General features: G+C 59.5%; 21 protein-coding genes. 19 read left to right on the top strand and 2 right to left on the bottom strand.

Annotation, left to right across the window (positions count from 1 at the left end; translation table 11 throughout):
- Positions 1 to 10 precede the first annotated feature (10 nt).
- From HMPREF2975_RS07425 to HMPREF2975_RS07335, 19 genes are all read left to right on the top strand, one after another.
- A complete protein-coding gene (locus HMPREF2975_RS07425; RefSeq protein WP_070726874.1) occupies positions 11 to 1,990 on the top strand; it encodes a phage portal protein in 1,980 nt (659 codons plus the stop codon).
- A gap of 35 nt (positions 1,991 to 2,025) precedes the next feature.
- On the top strand, positions 2,026 to 2,778 hold the full coding sequence (locus HMPREF2975_RS07420) for an HK97 family phage prohead protease (protein ID WP_227469318.1): 753 nt from the start codon (positions 2,026 to 2,028) through the stop codon (positions 2,776 to 2,778).
- A 10-nt stretch (positions 2,779 to 2,788) separates the two neighbouring features.
- Positions 2,789 to 4,021, top strand: a complete 1,233-nt coding sequence (locus HMPREF2975_RS07415; protein WP_070726872.1) for a phage major capsid protein — start codon at positions 2,789 to 2,791, stop codon at positions 4,019 to 4,021.
- A 295-nt stretch (positions 4,022 to 4,316) separates the two neighbouring features.
- Positions 4,317 to 4,877 carry a hypothetical protein gene (locus tag HMPREF2975_RS07410; RefSeq protein WP_141757338.1) on the top strand — a complete coding sequence of 187 codons (561 nt, stop codon included), beginning with the start codon at positions 4,317 to 4,319 and terminating at the stop codon, positions 4,875 to 4,877.
- A complete protein-coding gene (locus tag HMPREF2975_RS07405) occupies positions 4,878 to 5,210 on the top strand; it encodes a hypothetical protein (protein WP_070726867.1) in 333 nt (110 codons plus the stop codon).
- Between the two features lie 4 nt (positions 5,211 to 5,214).
- The gene (locus HMPREF2975_RS07400; protein ID WP_070726865.1) at positions 5,215 to 5,469 is read left to right on the top strand and encodes a hypothetical protein; all 255 of its coding nucleotides are present in this window, start codon (positions 5,215 to 5,217) and stop codon (positions 5,467 to 5,469) included.
- A 7-nt stretch (positions 5,470 to 5,476) separates the two neighbouring features.
- Positions 5,477 to 5,869 (top strand): hypothetical protein, encoded by a 393-nt coding sequence (locus HMPREF2975_RS07395; RefSeq protein WP_141757337.1) that lies wholly within the window; start codon positions 5,477 to 5,479, stop codon positions 5,867 to 5,869.
- A gap of 71 nt (positions 5,870 to 5,940) precedes the next feature.
- Positions 5,941 to 6,546: a phage tail tube protein gene (locus HMPREF2975_RS07390; RefSeq protein ID WP_141757336.1), complete on the top strand. Its 606-nt coding sequence runs from the start codon at positions 5,941 to 5,943 to the stop codon at positions 6,544 to 6,546.
- Positions 6,547 to 6,571: 25 nt separating this feature from the next.
- Positions 6,572 to 6,835: a hypothetical protein gene (locus HMPREF2975_RS07385; protein WP_070726859.1), complete on the top strand. Its 264-nt coding sequence runs from the start codon at positions 6,572 to 6,574 to the stop codon at positions 6,833 to 6,835.
- A complete protein-coding gene (locus HMPREF2975_RS07380; protein ID WP_141757335.1) occupies positions 6,784 to 7,203 on the top strand; it encodes a hypothetical protein in 420 nt (139 codons plus the stop codon). The genes HMPREF2975_RS07385 and HMPREF2975_RS07380 overlap by 52 nt, the downstream gene beginning before the upstream one ends.
- A 14-nt stretch (positions 7,204 to 7,217) precedes the next feature.
- The gene (locus HMPREF2975_RS07375; RefSeq protein WP_141757334.1) at positions 7,218 to 10,124 is read left to right on the top strand and encodes a phage tail tape measure protein; all 2,907 of its coding nucleotides are present in this window, start codon (positions 7,218 to 7,220) and stop codon (positions 10,122 to 10,124) included.
- Between the two features lie 2 nt (positions 10,125 to 10,126).
- A complete protein-coding gene (locus HMPREF2975_RS07370; RefSeq protein ID WP_070726854.1) occupies positions 10,127 to 12,352 on the top strand; it encodes a fibronectin type III domain-containing protein in 2,226 nt (741 codons plus the stop codon).
- Complete coding sequence (locus HMPREF2975_RS07365; RefSeq protein ID WP_070726852.1) at positions 12,349 to 13,395, top strand: hypothetical protein; 1,047 nt, start codon at positions 12,349 to 12,351, stop codon at positions 13,393 to 13,395. Before HMPREF2975_RS07370 ends, HMPREF2975_RS07365 begins: the two co-directional genes overlap by 4 nt.
- Positions 13,392 to 14,006: a hypothetical protein gene (locus HMPREF2975_RS07360; protein WP_070726850.1), complete on the top strand. Its 615-nt coding sequence runs from the start codon at positions 13,392 to 13,394 to the stop codon at positions 14,004 to 14,006. Before HMPREF2975_RS07365 ends, HMPREF2975_RS07360 begins: the two co-directional genes overlap by 4 nt.
- A gap of 11 nt (positions 14,007 to 14,017) precedes the next feature.
- Entirely contained in the window at positions 14,018 to 14,275 is a 258-nt protein-coding gene (locus HMPREF2975_RS07355; RefSeq protein ID WP_070726848.1) for a hypothetical protein, read from the top strand.
- Positions 14,276 to 14,446: 171 nt separating this feature from the next.
- A complete protein-coding gene (locus HMPREF2975_RS07350) occupies positions 14,447 to 15,295 on the top strand; it encodes a CHAP domain-containing protein (RefSeq protein ID WP_083314478.1) in 849 nt (282 codons plus the stop codon).
- Positions 15,296 to 15,297: 2 nt separating this feature from the next.
- The gene (locus HMPREF2975_RS07345) at positions 15,298 to 15,642 is read left to right on the top strand and encodes a hypothetical protein (protein ID WP_083314477.1); all 345 of its coding nucleotides are present in this window, start codon (positions 15,298 to 15,300) and stop codon (positions 15,640 to 15,642) included.
- 3 nt (positions 15,643 to 15,645) lie between these two features.
- Positions 15,646 to 16,149 (top strand): hypothetical protein, encoded by a 504-nt coding sequence (locus HMPREF2975_RS07340; protein WP_070726840.1) that lies wholly within the window; start codon positions 15,646 to 15,648, stop codon positions 16,147 to 16,149.
- Positions 16,150 to 16,161: 12 nt separating this feature from the next.
- The gene (locus HMPREF2975_RS07335; protein ID WP_070726839.1) at positions 16,162 to 16,404 is read left to right on the top strand and encodes a hypothetical protein; all 243 of its coding nucleotides are present in this window, start codon (positions 16,162 to 16,164) and stop codon (positions 16,402 to 16,404) included.
- A gap of 159 nt (positions 16,405 to 16,563) precedes the next feature.
- On the opposite strand, the gene HMPREF2975_RS07330 is transcribed toward HMPREF2975_RS07335, so the two are convergent.
- Complete coding sequence (locus HMPREF2975_RS07330) at positions 16,564 to 17,562, bottom strand: hypothetical protein (RefSeq protein ID WP_070726837.1); 999 nt, start codon at positions 17,560 to 17,562, stop codon at positions 16,564 to 16,566.
- Positions 17,559 to 17,942, bottom strand: a complete 384-nt coding sequence (locus HMPREF2975_RS07325; RefSeq protein ID WP_141757333.1) for a hypothetical protein — start codon at positions 17,940 to 17,942, stop codon at positions 17,559 to 17,561. The genes HMPREF2975_RS07330 and HMPREF2975_RS07325 overlap by 4 nt, the downstream gene beginning before the upstream one ends.
- Between the last annotated feature and the right edge of the window lie 239 nt (positions 17,943 to 18,181).

Below are 18,181 nucleotides of genomic sequence, written 5' to 3'. Positions count from 1 at the left end.
GTGACGTGGCGTGGGTTTTTGGGGCAGGATTTTTGGGCGTTCCGCCCTTGAAGTAGCTGAAACCACCAGTGCCGGAGGCGTGCAATCCCAGTACGGGTTTACCGTGGTCGATCCAGGTATCCCGGTCGGTGAGTACTCTCGGCACGATATCGATGTTTTGTGGAGGTCGCAGCCTAACCTTCGCAAGGTTGTGGGGTTTATTGCGCGGAATGTTGCGAGTATTCCCCTGCACGTGTATCAGCGTGAGGCTGACGGGTCGAGGGTGCGTGTTCGTGACCACGCATTGGCTCGGATGGTGTCCAGGCCGTCGGCTGTCCTGGGCGCGTCCCGCTTTTGGAATGGCGTCATCTCGGACATGCTGCTTTATGACCAGTGGTGTGTGGCGCAGGTGGTCGACAAGAGCGGTGTGGACAGGCTGGTGCATTTGCCGTCGTGGAGGCTGCGTATCACGCTGGACGGCTTGAATCAGCTGGAGCGGGTGGAGTATTGGACTGGTGAGGCTGGTAGGGAGTGGAAAACACTCCCTGCTGATCGGATTGTCGTGTACTACGGGTATGCGCCTAATAGTGCTGGTAGTCCGATGGCGCTGACGCTGCTGGATATTTTGAATGAATCCTCTGAGGCTGTGAAGTACCGGAGGCAGGTGTGGTCGCAGTCCGCTAGGACTCCGATGTGGATTGAGCGTCCTGCTGACGCGCCTTCGTGGTCTGTGGATGCGAAACGGAAGTTCGCTGAGGCTTTCAGGAACTCGTATACGGGTGATGGTCCGCGCGCTGGAGGGTCCCCGTTGCTGGAAGACGGGATGAAGCTGCACTCGCTGACGTCGTTTAGTCCTCAGGATTCGCGTGATTTGGAGGGCAGGAAGTTGACGGCTGCTGAGGTGGCTTCCGCTTTCCACGTGGCTCCAGAGTTGGTTGGTGCGCGTGAGGGGACGTTTGCGAACGTTGACGCTTTTCGTCAGATGCTGTACCGGGATTCGCTGGGCCCGTACATTACAGACTGGGTGGACACGCTGAACGCTCAGCTGACACCGAGAGTGGACGATGCTGGTGGCTTGTATGTTGAGGCTCATTTGGAGGCGAAGCTGGCTGGCTCGTTCTTGGAGCAGGCTGAAGTGTTGTCCAGGTCTACTGGTGCTCCGTGGATGACACGTAATGAGGCCAGACAGCGGATGAACATGCCGAACTTGCCTGAGGGCAGTGAGCTCGTGACCCCATTGAACGTGATCACGGGCGGGCTGGCGTCTCCAGCGGATACGGGTAGTCAGAACAGGCGCGCCATGAGTCCTGCTCCAGGTGTGAAGAGTACTGCTCGGTTGCGTTTTAAGAGTTCTCCGTCTGAGCCTCATTCTGAGTTGTGTGTGCGCGTGTTGCGGAAGTTTTTTGAACGACAGTCGCGCGTTGTCCTGTCCCGTCTGGGTGCGAAAGATCCGGAGTGGTGGGATGGTGAGCGGTGGGATAAAGAGCTTGCTGATGATTTGTACCGTGTAGCCGTGAGCGTGACCAGTGAGATCGGTGAGAGCGTCGCTGGCAGTCTCGGCATGCCTGGTGACGCATTCGACATGGACCGTGTGTACGCGTTCTTGAAGTCTGTGGCCGGTAGTAGGGCCGAAATGCTCAACCAGACCACACTCAGCCAGCTGCAGGCCGCGTTGAACGATGAACTTGAAGAGGACGCGGTGAAGTCCACTGTGCAGGGTGTTTTCGACGAGGCTACCGGGAGCAGGGCTGACGAGTCCGGGGTCACTTTGGCAACCACGCTGTCCACGCTCGCATGCGTGGAGGCCGGGAAACAGCTCGGTGGCGGGCGGGCTACGAAAACGTGGATCGTGACGTCCGGTAATCCGCGTCCGTCCCACGCTGCGATGGACGGTGAAACAGTGCCAGTGAGCGAATCGTTCAGTAACGGGATGGCGTGGCCGGGCGACAAGATCGCTGACGTCGATGAGATTGCAAACTGCAGGTGCGAAGTGGAGATCAGTATCCCCTAACAACTGGGGGTTGAACCGATTTTAGGGGGTTTATTGTGAGTATTCGCGTGAAAGTCGCTGACATCAGGGTGAAAGCCGGTGAGGACGACGGGCTCAGCGAAGGAGTGTTCGAAGCATACGCATCAACATTCATTCGTGAGCCCGACGCTTACGGGGACATCGTGGCCCAGGGCGCGTTCGAAAACACGCTGAAAGAATGGTCTGAGTCCGGTAACACATTGCCTGTCCTGTATGGGCATCGTATGGACGATCCGGACTACAACATCGGTGGCGTCCTGGAAGCCGTGGAGGATGAGCACGGGCTGCGTGTTGTCGGCCAGTTGGATGTTGACACGGCGAAAGGCGCTCAGGTGTACCGGCTGCTCAAAGGCCGTCGAGTGAGCCAGATGAGCTTCGCCTACGACATCATGGATTCCGGTCAGGTCACGCTGGATGACGGGCGCAAGGCCAATGAGCTGCGTGAGTTGAAACTGTATGAGGTGTCGATCGTGCCGGTGGGCGCGAATCAGGACACCGAGATTCTTGCTGTCAAGGCCGCTACGGGGATTGTGGCTGACGGTGTGAAAGCTGGGAGAGTGTTGTCCCAGAAGAATATTGACTCCCTGCGTAAGGCGCAGGAAGCGATCGGCGCGGTGATTGCTGACGCCGAATCGAGAGACGATCAGGAGAAGGCCGACGGTCATAGCCGGGTCAACGACGAGCACCCACGGGTGAAGTCGGAGGAGCCTCGTGTCAATCCGTTCGCTGACGCCCTGGCGCTGGAAATGCAACTGCAAGAAGATTTTTAGGAGGACGATTATGTCTACTCTTGTTGAACAGCGTGAGGCCGCTCGTAGCGAAGCGGAAGCGCTGATTGAAAAGGCCAAGAACGGTGACTCCACCGTTTTGGATGAGGCGCGTGAAAAGGTTGAGCTCGTTAAGAGCCTGACCGAGCGTATTCATGAGGCTGAGGTCGCTGAGGAAATGCTCGGAGCGATTAAAGATGCCCCCGTGACGGCTCCCCCGGCCGGTGAGACCGGTGTGCCAGAAGTGAAAGCTGGCGTGCGTGGCATGGGCAGCAGGTTCACTGAATCTGACGCGTACCGCGGGTTCATGAAGCAGCATCCGACTGGTGTTGACGGTGGCACGCCGATCAGCCTGAAGGCCGGTAACCTCGGCGGGCTCGGTGAGCTTGGTCTTGCTGTGAAGCAGGATCCGGTTCTGACAAGCGTGAGCGGTCAGGCTCGTGGTGACAGGCTCCCTGGCTACGTTTCTTCTCTGGTGGAAGACAAGCTGTCCCTTCTTGACCTGATTACTCCCGGCCGGACGAATTCCGCGTCCCTCGAGTACGCTCAGATCACTGGTGAGACCGACGGCGCGGCCGTTGTTGCTGAGGGCGCGGAAAAGCCGTTGTCCGATCTGAAGACCGATCTGGCTGACGCTAAAGCGCATACCTACGCTGACGGATTTGTCGCCACGAACCAGTTCCTGGCTGACGAGCCCGCGTTGGCGACTTTCCTGGATTCGCGCCTGCGTTTCCACCTGCGTCGCAAGATCGAAGACATGATCGTCAACGGCAAGGGGACAGCTCAGGAGCCTAAGGGCATTCTGAGCACTACCGGTGTGCAGCAGGTGGCTTTCACTGAGGACGCGCTGACCACGCTGTCGGTCGCGATGGAGAAGCTGGAAGCCGTTGATGCTGACGTGCAGGCCGTCGTGATGAATCCGGCGGACGCGTGGGCGCTGCGCAGGATGAAGGACAAGGACGGGCGCTACCTGTCTGGTGGTCCGTTTGATTCTGGTGCGATCAGTCGCGTGTGGGGTGTCCCTCTGGTGACCTCCAACCGTGTTGCTAAGGGCACGAGTATTGCGGGTGATTTCCGTACTATCGCGCTGCTGGAGCGTGAAGGTATTAGCGTGATGATGTTCAATCAGCATGCTGATTTCGCGCGGTTCAATAAGGTTTATGTGCGTGCTGAGCTTCGTGCCATGCAGCTGATTTATGAGCCTCGTGCTCTGGCTGTTGTGAAGCTTTCGGGTGAGGCTGCGTAAACCTGTTTTAGTCTCCAGGACTGGCACTTCTCCTGTCGGGGGTTGTGGGTTCCTTTTCTGTTCCTTACCTCAACCTTTCTTTTCCGTGCCAGTCCTGGGGGTCCTCCTGATGGGCTCGGTCAAGAGATAGTGAACAGAACCAATACTTTTTTCACAGTGGGGTGGTTTCTTGTGAGTCAGATGGTCGTGGTCAACGGGGTGCGGTACCGGATCGAAGACGCTCCCTGCGTGGAAGAAAAACAGGCCGAACCTGTGCCGAATAAGGCGCGTCGCGTGGCGAATAAAGGAGGTCGTGGTGGAAGAAAACGAGCTTCCGGACCTGTTGAGCGCTGAAGCGTTTGCTGCGAGTACTGGTAGGAGTGTCGACGCGTCGGATCCGTATGTGGAAGCGGTGGTGCGTGCTGCTGGTCAGGCTGTGCGCGCCTACTGTGGGTGGCATGTTGCTCCCAGCGCGCGCATGACACTCACCATCGATTACGACGGTGGAAATGTTGTGAATCTGCCGTCCTTGTCTGTGAGTGAGATACACGGTTTCGAGTGGTGCGGCAGGGATCTTGATGTGAGTGAGTTGGAGTGGTCACGGTCTGGGCTTGTGCGCCTGCCTGGCGCGTGCGCTCCATGCTATGGCGGAATCCGCGTTGATCTGACGCATGGTTTTAGTGACGCTGGTGGAGTGGTGCAGGTTGTGCAGCAGGTTGCTGCTAACGCGGCTGCGAGCCTGATGGGTGCTACGCGTGAGCAGGCTGGGCAGGTGAGCGTGTCGTGGTCACAGACCAGTCCTGGCGTTAGTGGTGGTGTGAGCCTGCTGGATCGTGACCTCGTGCTGCTGGCCCCATACCGATTGGTGGAGGCATAAATGTTTGTGAGTTTTGCGCGCGAAACAGTCGTGGTGGTGGAGCCTGTCATTGTTGAGCAGCGGGGTAAGAAAGTGCGCACCTACCCTGACACCGGAGTTGATGTGGCTGGGTGTAGCGTGCAGCCTGGCGTGTCAAGTGAGGATACAGCGCTCAGAGAGAACGTGACCATCAGGTGGACTGTTTTCATGCCACCAAACGTGCGGGTGAGCGCGTATTCGAAGGTGATTGTGCGCGGCCGCGCGTATCAGGTGGAAGGCGAGCCGCAAGAGTGGAGGTCGCCCACAGGCAGAGTGTCGCACGTGGCCGTGTACCTGGTCGACTGGAAAGGGTGAGCCTGTGAGCACGAAAATCCGTGTCGAGTTTTTGAGTGATGGTTTCCAGCAGGTGCTGAACCAGCCGGGCGTGAAAGAACTCCTTGATCGTGAGGCTCGCGGTATTGCCAGTCGTGCCGGTGATGGCTTCAAGGCTAGTAGTGGTCATGGTAATTATGGTGGTTCGCCTCGTCCTATAGCTGTCGTGGGGTCGTCGGATTATGAGGGTCGGCGCGCTGAAGCGGAAGATCAGGCGCTGTCGAAAGCCTTGTGGGGGTGAGCCAGTGGTGTTTGGTGATTTTGAGTGGGGTTTCGCCAAGGCGCTGAGCGGTGTGCTGGGTGTGCCCGCCTACGCTGGAGTGCTGCCAACTGACGCTGAAGAAGAATGCCTGCAGGTCATCACTACTGGTGGGACCGTGGAAAATCCTGGTATCGCGCGTCCGATGATGATGGTGCACGCCAGAGCCGGTAGCGAGGCTGGTGTGGTCGATTTGGCGAATCGTCTAGTTGGCGCGGTGCATCGTATTGATGTGGAGCAGTCATGCTCTCCGGATTGTGTGATTGTGGGTGCTGGCGTGGTGGGCGTGCCATATTTGAGTCCGGATCCGTCTCACCCGGACTGGCAGCGTGCGAGTCTCGGGGTTCGGCTGACTGTGAAAGCTATCCGGGAAACTGTGTGAAGTGTCCGTCCCAGCGAGATGCCGGGGCGGTTTTTGTTTGACCAAAACATTACGTGAAGGGAGATTTGGTCATGGCTGGAATTGATGCAACGAAGGTGCTCGTCGGCGCTCCCATGCAGGATGGGGCATCTGGTGCGATTGCGTGCGCTCCTGTAGGCACAACGCTGCCTGAGAGTGCGAAAACGAAACCGAGCGACAAGTTTCATAGCTCGGGGTACGTGTCCAGTGATGGTGTGACTGTCACGCCTGAACTGTCCACGAGCGATATTCAGGACTGGAATGGCGACACGGTGCGCACGATTTTGGAGTCCTTTACTGGGAGCGTGGAGTTTACGCTGATTCAGTATGACGCCGACGGTGCGAAAATGATTTTCGGCGAGGACCATGTGACCGTCACTCCTGCCACTAATCAGAATGGTGAGCAGATCAAGATTGCGATGGGTGCGCGCCTTCCGGAAGCCCGCGCGTGGGTTTTCTCCATGAAAGACGGTGACAATCTGATCCAGATTCACCTTCCGAACGCTCAGGTTACGCAGTGGAAGGAAATGACTTTCCAGAAGACCAGCCCGATCCCATTGGGCACGACTTTGAAGTGCTATCCGGATGACAAGGGGAATTCTATTTACCTGCTGACTGATGACGGCAAGGCCGCGGCGGCGGGTTCGGAAAGCCACTAACAGCACTTTTTAGGAGGAGAGAGTAATGGCAACAGAAAAATTCCACTACAAGACCGAGCACGGTGAGATCGTGTGTCCGCGTTTCGTGCAGGTACCAGTAGGCGTGCTGCGTAAAGCGAGGCAGGAAGATAACGCTCTGGACCAGACGTTCTACCTGCTTGAGCACGTGCTGGATAAGAAGTCACTGGCCGTGTACGACCAGCTTCCAACAGGTGAGGCCGGGGAATTCATGACGGCGTGGCAGCAAGACGCAACACTGGGGGAATCTTCGGCGTCCTCGAACTCCTAGACAAGTACGAGGACGAAATCGAATATGACCTTTTGAGTGTGGGTCTTGACCTGTACGAGATTGGTCGGGAGGGGGCGCGCACCACGTGGCGGCACGTGCTGGCTGTCACGCGGTGCCACCATCCTGATACTGCGTTGGCGAGGGCGATAGATCCGGAGCGTGCCGCGTGGCAGGTCAACGTGGAACTCCTCGCCCAACTGCAGGACACGCTGAGCATGCTGGCATGGAATCTGGGTGGGCAGCACGGGGCGAAACCGAAACGGATCCCGCGCCCTGGAACTAAGGGCGAGACCACCACGTATGGCGGTGGCGAATCGTGGACACCTGAGTCGTTTGACCGGTGGCTGGATGAGATGACTGAAAACTAAAGAAGGTGGTCGTGGTGGCTGAGGCTGAGCGGATCAATCTGGCTAACGTGTATTTCACGCTGATACCGTCGATGAAAGATTCTCAGGCCACGATGGTCAAAGAGCTCGTGCCTGCTGCTGAAAAGGCCGGTGACGAGGCTGGTAGTAAAGCTGGTGGCAGGCTCAAAGGGTCTCTCGGTAAAGCACTGGCTGGTCTCGCTACTGTCGCTGGTGTGAAAAAGGCTTTCGACGGTCTGTACGCGATCGGTGAGACTTTTGACGATGTGACGGACACGATCCGTACCGGTACTGGTGCTCAGGGCAAGGCGCTGGACGGTCTCGTTGACACGGCTAAGAACGTCGGCAAGCATGTGCCAGCCGAATTTGAGACCATTGGCAGCACTGTCGCTGATGTGAACACGCGCATGGGGCTGACTGGCCCCACGTTGGAGAAGGTCGCGTCCCAGTATTTGGAGGCTGGCCGTATCCTCGGTGAGGACGTGGACATTAGCGCCACGTCCGCGGCTTTCAACGCGTTCAAGATCGAGGGTGAGGGCGTGTCCACGGCGATGGACACGCTTTTCCAGGTGTCTCAGGCTACGGGCGTGGGGATGAATGATCTGGCGAACCAGATCTCGTCGAACGCTCCCGCGGTGCAAGCCCTGGGGTTTAGTTTTCAGGATACTGCTGCGCTGATCGGGTCCCTGGACAAGGCCGGGTTGGACTCGTCGAAAATGATGGGCGGTATGAGCCGTGCGCTCGTCAACCTCGCTAAGGACGGTGAGCAACCCCAGGACGCTTTCAAGCGCGTGGTCGGTGAGATCGATAATTTCATTGCCACAGGTGATGAGGCTGCCGCTATCGACCTCGCATCCCAGATTTTTGGCACGCGTAACGCGTCACAATTTGTGGGTGCTATCAAAGATGGCACTTTGGCGATGGATGACCTGATGGGCGCGACTGGTGCGACCAGCGACACGATCCTAGGTGTTGGCGAGGATACTGCTGATTTCGCTGAAAAGTGGCAGATCGTGAAGAATAACGCGATGCTCGCTTTAGAGCCGTTGGGGTCGGCCGTGTTTGACTCGCTGGGTGACGCGCTTGACGCCGTGCTCCCGTCCATGGAGTCTTTTGGGTCATGGCTGAGCGAGCACACTGGCGTGATTGCGGTTTTTGCTGGTGTGATTGGTGCGACGCTCGTGAGTGCGATGGTCGTGTGGACAGCGACGATTTGGGCGAATACTGCTGCTTTGCTTGCTAATCCGATCACGTGGGTTGTTGTCGGTGTTGTGGCTTTGATTGCTGCGATTGTGGCTTTGGCCATGAATTGGGACAAGGTCACTGAGTGGGTGAGTGAGACCTGGGGCGGCTTCATCGACTGGGTGAAGGGAGTGTGCGACTCTTTCGCCGAATGGTGGAACAACCTCTGGAGCAGCATCGGAGATTTCATCACCACGAAGTGGACCGAGTTCACTGGCTGGGTGTCGGGCCAGTTCGAACTGTTTAAGACCGGTTTGATGATTATTGGCCAGTCGATTAGCGACTGGTGGAACAACCTCTGGACGAGCATCGGAAACTTTTTCTCCAACGCGTGGGAAGGTATCAAGAATGCTGGCAGCACGGCTGCACAGTGGATCTACGACAACACTGTTGGGAAATTTAATAGCCTCAAGGATGCTGTGGCGCGCGCTTTCACGGGTATGCGTGATTCCATTAAGCGGATCTGGGATCAGGTGAAAGGCATCGCGGCCGCTCCCATCAATTTTGTGATTAACAGCGTGTACACGAATGGCATTAAGCATTTCGTGGAAACCGTGGCAGGGAAGGTCGGTTTCAAGGTCTCCTTGCCGTCGATCCGTCCGATCGCTTTCGCTGGTGGCGGCATTCTCCCAGGGTACGCTCCGGGACGCGACACGGTGCCAGCCATGCTGTCTCCTGGCGAGGCCGTTTTGACGCCTGAGGCGACGAGGTTCCTTGGAGCCGGGTTTATTTACGGGCTGAACAGGGCTTTGTCTGGTCGTCCTGCTGGTGGAGGGCAGCACTTTGCTGGCGGGGGTATTGTCGGCTGGTTCAAGGATAAGGCTGCCGGGGTGGCTGATTTTTTCAGTGATCCAGTTGGGAGTATTGCCGAGCTGGTGGCCAAGCCTGTGCGCGGCCTGATCAGCATGATTCCCGGCAATACCATGTGGTCTGATATGGGTCGTGGCGCTGCCAATAGTGTGCTGGATAAGGTCGTGGACTTTTTTACTCGGAAGAGTAAGGAGGAGTCTGGGGCACATGGGTTGGTTGGTGCTGCCAGGCGCGCGTTGGGCGTGCCGTATGTGTGGGGTGGCGCGTCGATCCCTCCCGGACTTGACTGCTCTGGCCTCGTGTATTGGGCTGCACGGCAGCTTGGACTTGGGTGGCCTCGTCTGACTGCCGCTGGGTATCAGTCCGCGTCCAGGTATGTGTCTAATCCGTTGCCTGGCGACCTGATTTTTTGGGGTAATCCTGCTCACCACGTGGCAATTTATGAGGGCGCGGGGAGGATGATTCATGCGCCTCAGCCTGGGTCGAATGTGACTGAGACTGGTGTGTATGGGGCTCCGTCGTACGGCCGGTATGGTGGTGGCGCTGGCCGCGGATCAAGGTCCACGTACGGTGGCCTGATTGGTGGTGCTCTTGCTGGTGGTGGGAGTGCTGGTGATGTGCAGCGCAGGCTTCGTGCCAGGCAGTATGACAGTGGTGGGTGGCTCCAGCCTGGGCTGCAGCTTGTGTATAACGGCTTGTCGAGGCCGGAGGCTGTGTTTACTCCTGAGCAGATGGACCGGTTGGCGTCTCGCGGTGACACGTACAACACGTGGGTGGAGATGCGTGCTGATGATTTGCGGCAGTTTGCGGATGTGAGCGACTTTTTTGATCGTGGGTTGCGGCCTGCGATTCGTGATGCGATTGGAGTGTAGTCATGGCTATCACGTGGGGTGGCGCGTCTGGGTATTTGCAGCTTGGTATTGACGTGTTGGCGTATCCAGGCAGGGTGCGGCCTGATACTCAGTCGGTGCGCCTGGTAGTGGTGTATTACATCAGGGCGGCTGGCTACGGGCACAATTTCACTGACACGCTTCGCTTGGGCGGCAGGATCACTGGGTCGCAGGGGTATTCGTTTTCGTCACCTGTTGATGGGTGGACGAGTAAGGAGATCGCCAGGCGGAGTGTGACCATCCAGACGGCGATGAGTCGTCAGACGGTGACTTTTAGTGCGTCGACGGGTCCGGTGTGGAATGGTGGCACGCCGTCAGTGTCCAGGTCGCATGTGATTGGCGCGCGCGGGTACGAGCCGCCCCGCCCGCCGAAGAATCCTCTGGCTGCATGGCAGCGTGACGGGCTCACGCGCGTGAGCTGGACGCCGGATTATACGGGTAGGGACGGGCTGTACCCGTGGGATGGCGTGTCGATCCGCCGGTGGAAGCTCAGTGAGAAGCGCTGGGAGTACGTGGCGCGCGTCCCGTGGCACGTGAAAACGTGGGATGACGTGAACGCTCCTGTGGGTGAGCACACTGAGTACGATGTGCAGGCGTATAACGATGCGGGCTGGTCTCCTATCGTGTGGGCTGGCCCGGTGAACACTCGCCCGTTGCCACCGTCGGGTGTGCGGGCGGTGAAGACCGGCAGCGATATTACGGTGTCGTGGAGCGTGCCGGATTATGCGGGCTATTACACGGGCTTCACTGTCTACGATAACGGCGTCAAGGTGGGTGACGCTGCGGGTGATGCGCGTGAGTGGACGCACGTGAACCCGTCTGCGACTGGCGCGCACGTGTACACGGTGAGCGCGTGGACCGCGAATAATGCGCGCAACACGGTGAGCGCGGGTTTGAAGCTTGAGAGTGAGCGGTCAGCAGCGTCCAATACTGTGTCTATCTTGGCGAGGCCGTACGCTCCGCAGGATTTGTCCCCGTCGGGTGTGACGGTGCCACTGGAGGACGAGGCGGCGCGATTGTCGTGGCGTCATAATCCTGCCGACGCGTCCACGCAGTCCTACTACCAGATCAGGTATAGGCAGGCCGGGGGGTCGTGGAATACCACGAGCATAGCCAAGAGCAGTGCCCAGCAGTACAGGCTGGCGTTGTCTGGTGCTGGCCGTGTGGACTGGCAGGTCCGCACGTGGGGCTCCTACAAGCCCGGTGTGGAAGACGGCGCGTCACCGTGGAGCGCGGTCAGCGGGTTCACGGTGGAGAACCGGCCTACGGTGAGCATCACGGCCCCGACGTCCGGAACGTTCGACCGGTCGCGCCTGGCGGTGGAGTGGGGATATCTGCAGAAGCAGGGCTCCGGGCAGTCTGGCGCGAAAATCACCGTGACCGACACGGCTGACGGGAGCGTGCTGGATTCTGGCGTGGTGCAGGGCTCTGTGTCGCGCTACGCGGTGCGTCGCACCGTGCAGGACGAGCACGAGTACCGGATCACGGTGCAGGTGCGATCGGAATCAGGCTTGTGGTCTGACACTGCGGCTGTGACTGTGCAGGTGAAGTACGCTCAGCCGCCCAAGCCTGTCGTGTCCACGTCGTGGGATGAGGCGTCGGGGATGATGAGTGTGCAGATCATGAACCCGGCGGGCGAGCCCGAGACGGTATCGAACACGGTCGAGCGCAGCGTGGATGGCGGGAGCACGTGGGAGCTGGTGGCGGACGGCCTGCCGGTACAGGCAACTGTGACTGACAGTGAGTGCCTGAGCACTGGGACCACCCGGTACAGGGTGACTGCGACGAGCGCGCTACCCTCCTCCAGTACTGTGATTGTGGATGCTGAGGCTGATAGTGGTGCGATGTGGATCGGTGCGGGAGCTGGCTACGCTGACGCGATCCGCCTCCCATACAACCCGGAAGTCAGCTTCACGCCCGCCCTGCCGGGCAGGGAAACATATCGTTTTGCTGGTCGTGTGATGCGTGTCATGGTCGACGGGACGGGCGTGGACCGGTCGTGGCAAGTGGCGGCGCGCCTGATCCCCGGCGACGACACTAACTGCACTCCGCGTGACGTGGACAGGGTCGCATTGACGCCGGGCCCGGTGTGCTACCGGAATCCGGACGGGGTGCGCATCTACGCGGCAATGGGGTCACCGACTTTGAAGCGCGGTACGGGTGGCGTGTGCTGGGACGTGTCCTGTGAGCTGGTGGAGGTCGAACAATGAGCGCGTGGACCACTCACCGGCAAGCCAGCATTCACGCTGACCTGCTCACGCGGCGTGACCGGCTGGTCGGCACGCTGGACGGCGTGACGGGTGGCAATGTCGAGTTCACGAGTACGACTAGGCTACGAGGGTCAGGGCAGCTCCAATTGAGGGATACGGGGCAGAAAATAGACTGGCTGTCCGATCGCGTTCGCTTGTCGTACCGGCTCTCGTCGGGCGAGACGCTGCCGCTGGGCGTGTGGCTCCTCGCCGCTCCCACGGTGAGCGTGTCGGGTAGCGGCCGGTCGTGGAACGTCGACCTACTGTCCAAGCTGACGGTGTTGGACGAGGACTGCGTGGACAAGCCCTATTCGCTGCGTGCTGGGTCGCTGGTGACCGACGCGGTGCAGCAGCTCATCACCGGTGCGGGCGAGGACAGGGTGACCATTACGCACAGTGCGGACAGGACGACTGGCATGCTCGTGTGGGACGCTGGCACGCCTGTCCTGACGATCATTAACGATCTACTCGACAGTATTAATTATTGGTCGCTGTGGGTTGATGGTGAGGGCGTGTACAGGGTGGAGCCGTATGTGAAACCCGCACAGAGGCCCGTCGCGTGGACGTTCAGTGAGGGCAGTGCGAGTATTCACCTGCCGTCGTGGAGCAGGGATCAGGATTTGACCGGGGTGCCTAATCGTGTGGTGATGGTGGGTCAGGCTGAGGGCGATAAGCCAGCCAGAACGGCCACGGCCACGAACACCAACCCCGGCAGCCCGTTCAGCTACGCTCGCAGAGGCCGGTGGGTCACGTACGTCGAAACCGGGGTGGAAGCCGCCACGCAGCAGGTGTTGGATGATTTGGCGAACCGCCGCCTGATCGACCGGAGTACTCCTAGCGCGTCGATCGAGTTTCAGCATTTGCCAGTCCCAATAGAACCAAACAGCGCGGTTGAATTTGCGTCCCAGGGCGTGAGAGCGCGGGCAGTCGTCCAGAAATGGGGCATGACGCTGGAGCCAACAGCGCTGGCGAAGACCACAATACGGGAGGTGGTTGACCTGTGATCGGCTTGGATTATTTGGTATCGACGATCGCGCGCCTGAGTGCGCGCGTGGACCTCACGCCCTCATTTCAGTGGGCAACAGTCACAGCCACTAACCCGCTGCAAGTACGCCTGGACGGCATGACGGAGCCATTGGCCGGGGCTGTGGACGCGCTGGTCATGCCGCCCGTCGGGCGTAGGGTGATGGTCATGGTGTGGAACCGCAGGGCGATCATTATGGGCGCGCTGCGTGGTCCTGACCTGCCGGAGATTCCCAAAATGCCTGACGAGATTGTGAGTACGGATTGGCGGCCGCTCACCGTGTCGAGCGGGTGGGGCGAGGTGCGGGGGCACACGCCGAGCTTCCGCAGGTGGGGTGACCTCGTCATCATCAGCGGAGCCGTCGAACGGCGTGTCGGTGGGTATTTGAGCAGTCTCGCGACGATGCCGGACGCCGCATTACGCCCGGTGGGCACGCAGTTTATCGGCAGTAGTGTCACGAGCCATGGGCAGGCGTCCGAGCTGTATATGAGCGGTAGTGGTGTAGTCAGCGTGCAGGGGTACACGGCGATCGGCGATGATCCCGGCATGATTGTGCCTTTGTCGTGCGTGTACATGCCAGTCAAGAAATAGAGGGGGCTGTGATGGCTGATTTGACGCTGAACACGGTGAGTGAGGAAGTCCTCGCAGGGCTGCGCGAGTCCGTGCGCGTGGAAGAAGAGCGGCGCGCGCTGATCGGACGATCGGAGCGTGAGGCCGCGCGCCTCGCAGTGGAATACGTGCAGGCCGGGGGCATTTTCGACGCGCTGATCGCCTCCATGTGCGACGCGGTGGAAACCGCTGCCGTGGAGCGGCAGGAACGCGAAGCCAGAGAACAACTCATCCTCGCCAACATCCCATAAACACGCGCACACACACTAAGCCCGGACGCGCCCTGCTCCGGGCTTTCATCATGCCCAACAGAGAGGGGAAACCGGTGCAGCCAGACGAAAAAGAATACGACGCGCTGATGCAGCACGGTGACACGGCGACCAGCACGCCGGACGACACGGCCGAAATCGTGGAGGTGACCTATGGCGACGGGGAATGACCTACTGAGAGTAGCCAGTAAATACCTCGGCTACAACCGTTTTGATGACCCTAAACCGGGCACTATTTTTGGTAGAGCGTTCGCAGAACTCCACGGTGAGGCTTACGCAGCTAGCGGCGTCCCGTACTGCGACATGCTCGTCACATTCTGCCTACGCGAAATCGGCATCACTAATTTTGACAGCGCATACGTGCCCGGGCGTATTGCCACCGCAAGGGCTCGCGGCTGGCTCGTTAAACGCGAGGACGCTCTGCCGGGCGACCTCGTGTGCTTCGACTGGGACGGCGATGGTGTTGCCGACCACATCGGCATTGTCGAGATCAAGTACTCGTGGTCATATCAGACGATTGAGGGCAACACGTCCGGGTCGTGGCGCGGTAGCCAGTCGAATGGTGGCGGCGTATACCGCAGGGTCAGGAGCTTTGACACGGTGATCGCTGTCATTCGACCCCCGTACACGGGTGCGTCTCGCCCAGTTGTTCCAGCCGGGACTTTGGCTGTTGACGGCTGGTGGGGACAATCCACTACGCGCGCGTTGCAGCGTATCAACGGCACACCACAGGACGGGCAAGTGTCCAGCCAGTACAGGCCTAACCAGCAGTACTTCCCGGCAGCGGGTAGCGGCTGGGAATGGACAGGTGAAAACGCAGAAGGCTCACAGTTGATCGTGAAGTTGCAGCGCGCGTTCCACGTGGACGCTGACGGCATCGCCGGGCCTGAGTTTGTGCGCGGCATGCAGCGCTACTACCGCGTGACCGTAGACGGCTACATGGGCCACGCCACGGTCAGAGCCTTGCAGCACGCTATCAACCGGCAGCTAGGGAGGAAATGAACATGCTCGGACTGAATTTTGACCCACTCATCACCTGTGGTCTCGTCGGCTTCGTATGGCCGCTCATACAGGCCGCGTTCGACAGGCCAGAGTGGACAGCGAACCGGCGCAGGCTGATCGTCCTCGCAGCCGGTGTTCTGCTAGGCGTTGTCGTGTGGCTTGCAGGAGCCTACCCCGCCTCATGGCGCATCTTCTGCACGCAAGCAGGCGTCGTGATCGGCGCGGCTAGTGCAGCGTTCACGATCCTCAAACAGGCTGGTGTGATTGATTGGGTTGGCAGGGTCACGCCTGGCGGCGAATCAGCCCACGAGGAGCCGTACCAGCCGAAGCATATGGCGGAGGAGTAACGCATGAGCGCACGAAAAACCATCAGGCTCGACCTGCGCATCTGGGGAAGCCTCTCAGAGCCACGCACAGTCACGTTCCTCATGTTCGTTGTCTACGGCCTGCTCACAGCATTCAGCGTGCTGACGCTGATGGCTGCCAGCCCGCGCCCGGAAGTCACCATCAGCTGCATTGTCACTCTCGCGGGAGGCGTGCTGGGTATGCCTGCAGCGTGGCGGGGAGTGTGGGCAGTGGAGGGGCCTGCGGCAGCGTGCTGTGTGACTGGGCTGGCCGGTCTGGTAGTCGGATACGTGATGCGTGCGATCGACGGCGGCTACATTCCAGGGCACACAGTCACGCTCACGCTCGTGGTCGCCATGTTTTTCTTGATGCGCGCGCTGCGAGTGTGGCCTCGCCTCACGCGCCCTGACAGGGAGCCGATGACCAGAGGCAGGGAGGCCGCGATCAGGGCAGACGAAGCACGAAGACAAATGGAGCTCGTGGAGAAAGCGGCCACCACGAACCACTAGGAGGGGTCGCATATGAGTGAGTGGACACCAATTATTGTCGCGCTCCTGACTGGTGGAGTACTCAGATGGATGCTGGAGGAGGCGATGAGCAGGTGGAAAGCACACCGGGCGGCGCAAGCTGACAGGGAGACACGTGAGCAGACACTGACACGACAACTGCATGAGTGGGAGGAGACCGCGTATGCGACGCGGGCCGTCGCACTCAAGGCCGGTGTAAGCCAGGAAGACCTGCCGTCGCTGCCTGATGGGACATAGGAAAACGCCACCTACTGGGATTAACGTCCCGGTGGGTGGCGCTCTCGGTTTCCCTGCTGACGCAGGGCAAAAAGCCAGCCAATTTTCATGGCCTAATGTGAAGAATTCACATTACATGGGCTCATCCCCGCTGACGCGGGGCGCGTGGTGCTTACTGTATCACAGGTTGAGTTCGGGGCGGGAGGCCCAGAAGCGTGCGATCCTCGCCCAAGGGGAGCGGACCTCGCCGCCGTCCCTGATGGTCTGCACGTCACGCAGGAAGTCATCGACAACGCCCTGCACGACGCCGGGCGCGTGCGCTGGCATGGAGTGCTTGCCGGTCTCCCACCGGTGTAGTTTGACCTGCTCAAGACGCTTGCCGTCCTCCAGTGGGAACATTCTCGCCATTTCTCCCTGCGATAGTCCCAGGGCTCTGCGCGCGTCTCCGATCCACTGGGCCTCGTCGCTCATGATGCGTCTCCGGACGGGGCGGCCCCCCATTTCGGCCTGTAGTTCTTTCTCGGCCTGCTCCAGCTCGTGTTCGCCGTCTGTGCGCGCCTGCATGGCTTGCCTGATCTTGGTGCGCGCCTGCTCCACCCTGCGTGTCAGGCTGGTCATGCGCTCACTATAAGAGTGCTCGTATTGGAGCGCGTCGCCTATGATCTGCTCGTCCTCGTCCCACTCGTGTGATGCTAATCGGTGGTCGCCCGTCCAGTCCGGGTGCGAGGGGTCGAGCTGTCGCAGGTCGATCAGCTGCACAGTGCGCTGGAAGCCGCGTATTTCCGTCGAGCGTAGCTTCACGGCGACGCCCTTGTCTTTCTCAGCCGGGGTGCGCAGGCTCATGGCCGCCGCGCGCACCCTATTGAGCGCGTCGATAATTTCCCTACTGGTGGGCGGCAGGAACCTGCGATCATACTTGTTCCTGTTGTGCTGGCGTTCTGCCTCGTCGACCATTTTGGCTCGCCGCGCGTCACGCTCAAATTCGGCCTCCAGGGCGCGCCTTGCCTGCTCGTCCTCAGACAGCTCATGCCGCATCACCGTGTCCCAGAACTCGGGGCTGTCCACTGTGAGATTGTCTTTCCACAGGTCGCTAGTAATCTCGCCAACGTCGTACTCGCCCTCGCAGTGCGATAGTGCATCACTGACCGCGCGCTCAAGGTCTGTAAAATTCATCGTCATTTCAGTAGTCCTGTCCTGATCGCTCCGTCGATCCTGTGCTGCGGCATGTCTACTAGCTGCGGGTCAATCTGCCTGATCATGTCGGGTGTGACATCGCTGATCGCAGGGAACACAAGGTCACCATGCTCATTTTCGAATGCGTCCCAGGTGAAAAGCCACACCAGCGGATGGTAGAACTGCGTGCGATTGACCATTTTCGATGTGTGATGCCATGAAGTCGCGCAATGCCACTGCAGAATGCTTTTCAGTTCTTTCAGTGTGAGCTTCCTGCTCACTCCGAACCTTTCCAGCAGCGCGTTGATCTCGTCCCTGTCAGCAGCGGTCCAGTTAGATAGTGGCTTTTCGCCATTCTCATAGGCTCGTGTGGCTCTCGTGCTCATTGAGAAACCCTCGTATCCGCGCTGCCCGTGTTTGACTCGTGATTCCATTTCAAAAAGTCTTTCTCGTGTGCGCCTCGCACCGCTGGCTACTGCTGCCAGCAGGTGCGAGGCGCGTTTTCCTGTGTGTCAGTTTTCGTGCTCGTCCATCCAGCGGGTCACCATCATCTGGTACTCAGCCGTGTGAGCGTAATCGAAAGCGTCCTCACCAGACTGGTTGAAAAGTCGACGCCAGTGACCCA

Origin of the sequence: Actinomyces sp. HMSC065F12 (genome assembly GCF_001814535.1) — a bacterium.
GTDB classification, from domain to species: Bacteria; Actinomycetota; Actinomycetes; order Actinomycetales; family Actinomycetaceae; genus Pauljensenia; species Pauljensenia radingae_A.
This window is presented reverse-complemented; position numbering and strand designations above follow the sequence as displayed.

Bases quoted from the DNA above. Each gene is read 5' to 3' on its own strand.
- HMPREF2975_RS07415 (WP_070726872.1), top strand. From the start codon at position 2,789: ATGTCTACTCTTGTTGAACAGCGTGAGGCCGCTCGTAGCGAAGCGGAA.
- HMPREF2975_RS07370 (WP_070726854.1), top strand. From the start codon at position 10,127: ATGGCTATCACGTGGGGTGGCGCGTCTGGGTATTTGCAGCTTGGTATT.
- HMPREF2975_RS07385 (WP_070726859.1), top strand. From the start codon at position 6,572: ATGGCAACAGAAAAATTCCACTACAAGACCGAGCACGGTGAGATCGTG.
- HMPREF2975_RS07325 (WP_141757333.1), bottom strand. From the start codon at position 17,942: ATGAGCACGAGAGCCACACGAGCCTATGAGAATGGCGAAAAGCCACTA.
- HMPREF2975_RS07365 (WP_070726852.1), top strand. From the start codon at position 12,349: ATGAGCGCGTGGACCACTCACCGGCAAGCCAGCATTCACGCTGACCTG.
- HMPREF2975_RS07350 (WP_083314478.1), top strand. From the start codon at position 14,447: ATGGCGACGGGGAATGACCTACTGAGAGTAGCCAGTAAATACCTCGGC.
- HMPREF2975_RS07335 (WP_070726839.1), top strand. From the start codon at position 16,162: ATGAGTGAGTGGACACCAATTATTGTCGCGCTCCTGACTGGTGGAGTA.
- HMPREF2975_RS07390 (WP_141757336.1), top strand. From the start codon at position 5,941: ATGGCTGGAATTGATGCAACGAAGGTGCTCGTCGGCGCTCCCATGCAG.
- HMPREF2975_RS07355 (WP_070726848.1), top strand. From the start codon at position 14,018: ATGGCTGATTTGACGCTGAACACGGTGAGTGAGGAAGTCCTCGCAGGG.
- HMPREF2975_RS07330 (WP_070726837.1), bottom strand. From the start codon at position 17,562: ATGACGATGAATTTTACAGACCTTGAGCGCGCGGTCAGTGATGCACTA.
- HMPREF2975_RS07345 (WP_083314477.1), top strand. From the start codon at position 15,298: ATGCTCGGACTGAATTTTGACCCACTCATCACCTGTGGTCTCGTCGGC.
- HMPREF2975_RS07340 (WP_070726840.1), top strand. From the start codon at position 15,646: ATGAGCGCACGAAAAACCATCAGGCTCGACCTGCGCATCTGGGGAAGC.
- HMPREF2975_RS07405 (WP_070726867.1), top strand. From the start codon at position 4,878: ATGTTTGTGAGTTTTGCGCGCGAAACAGTCGTGGTGGTGGAGCCTGTC.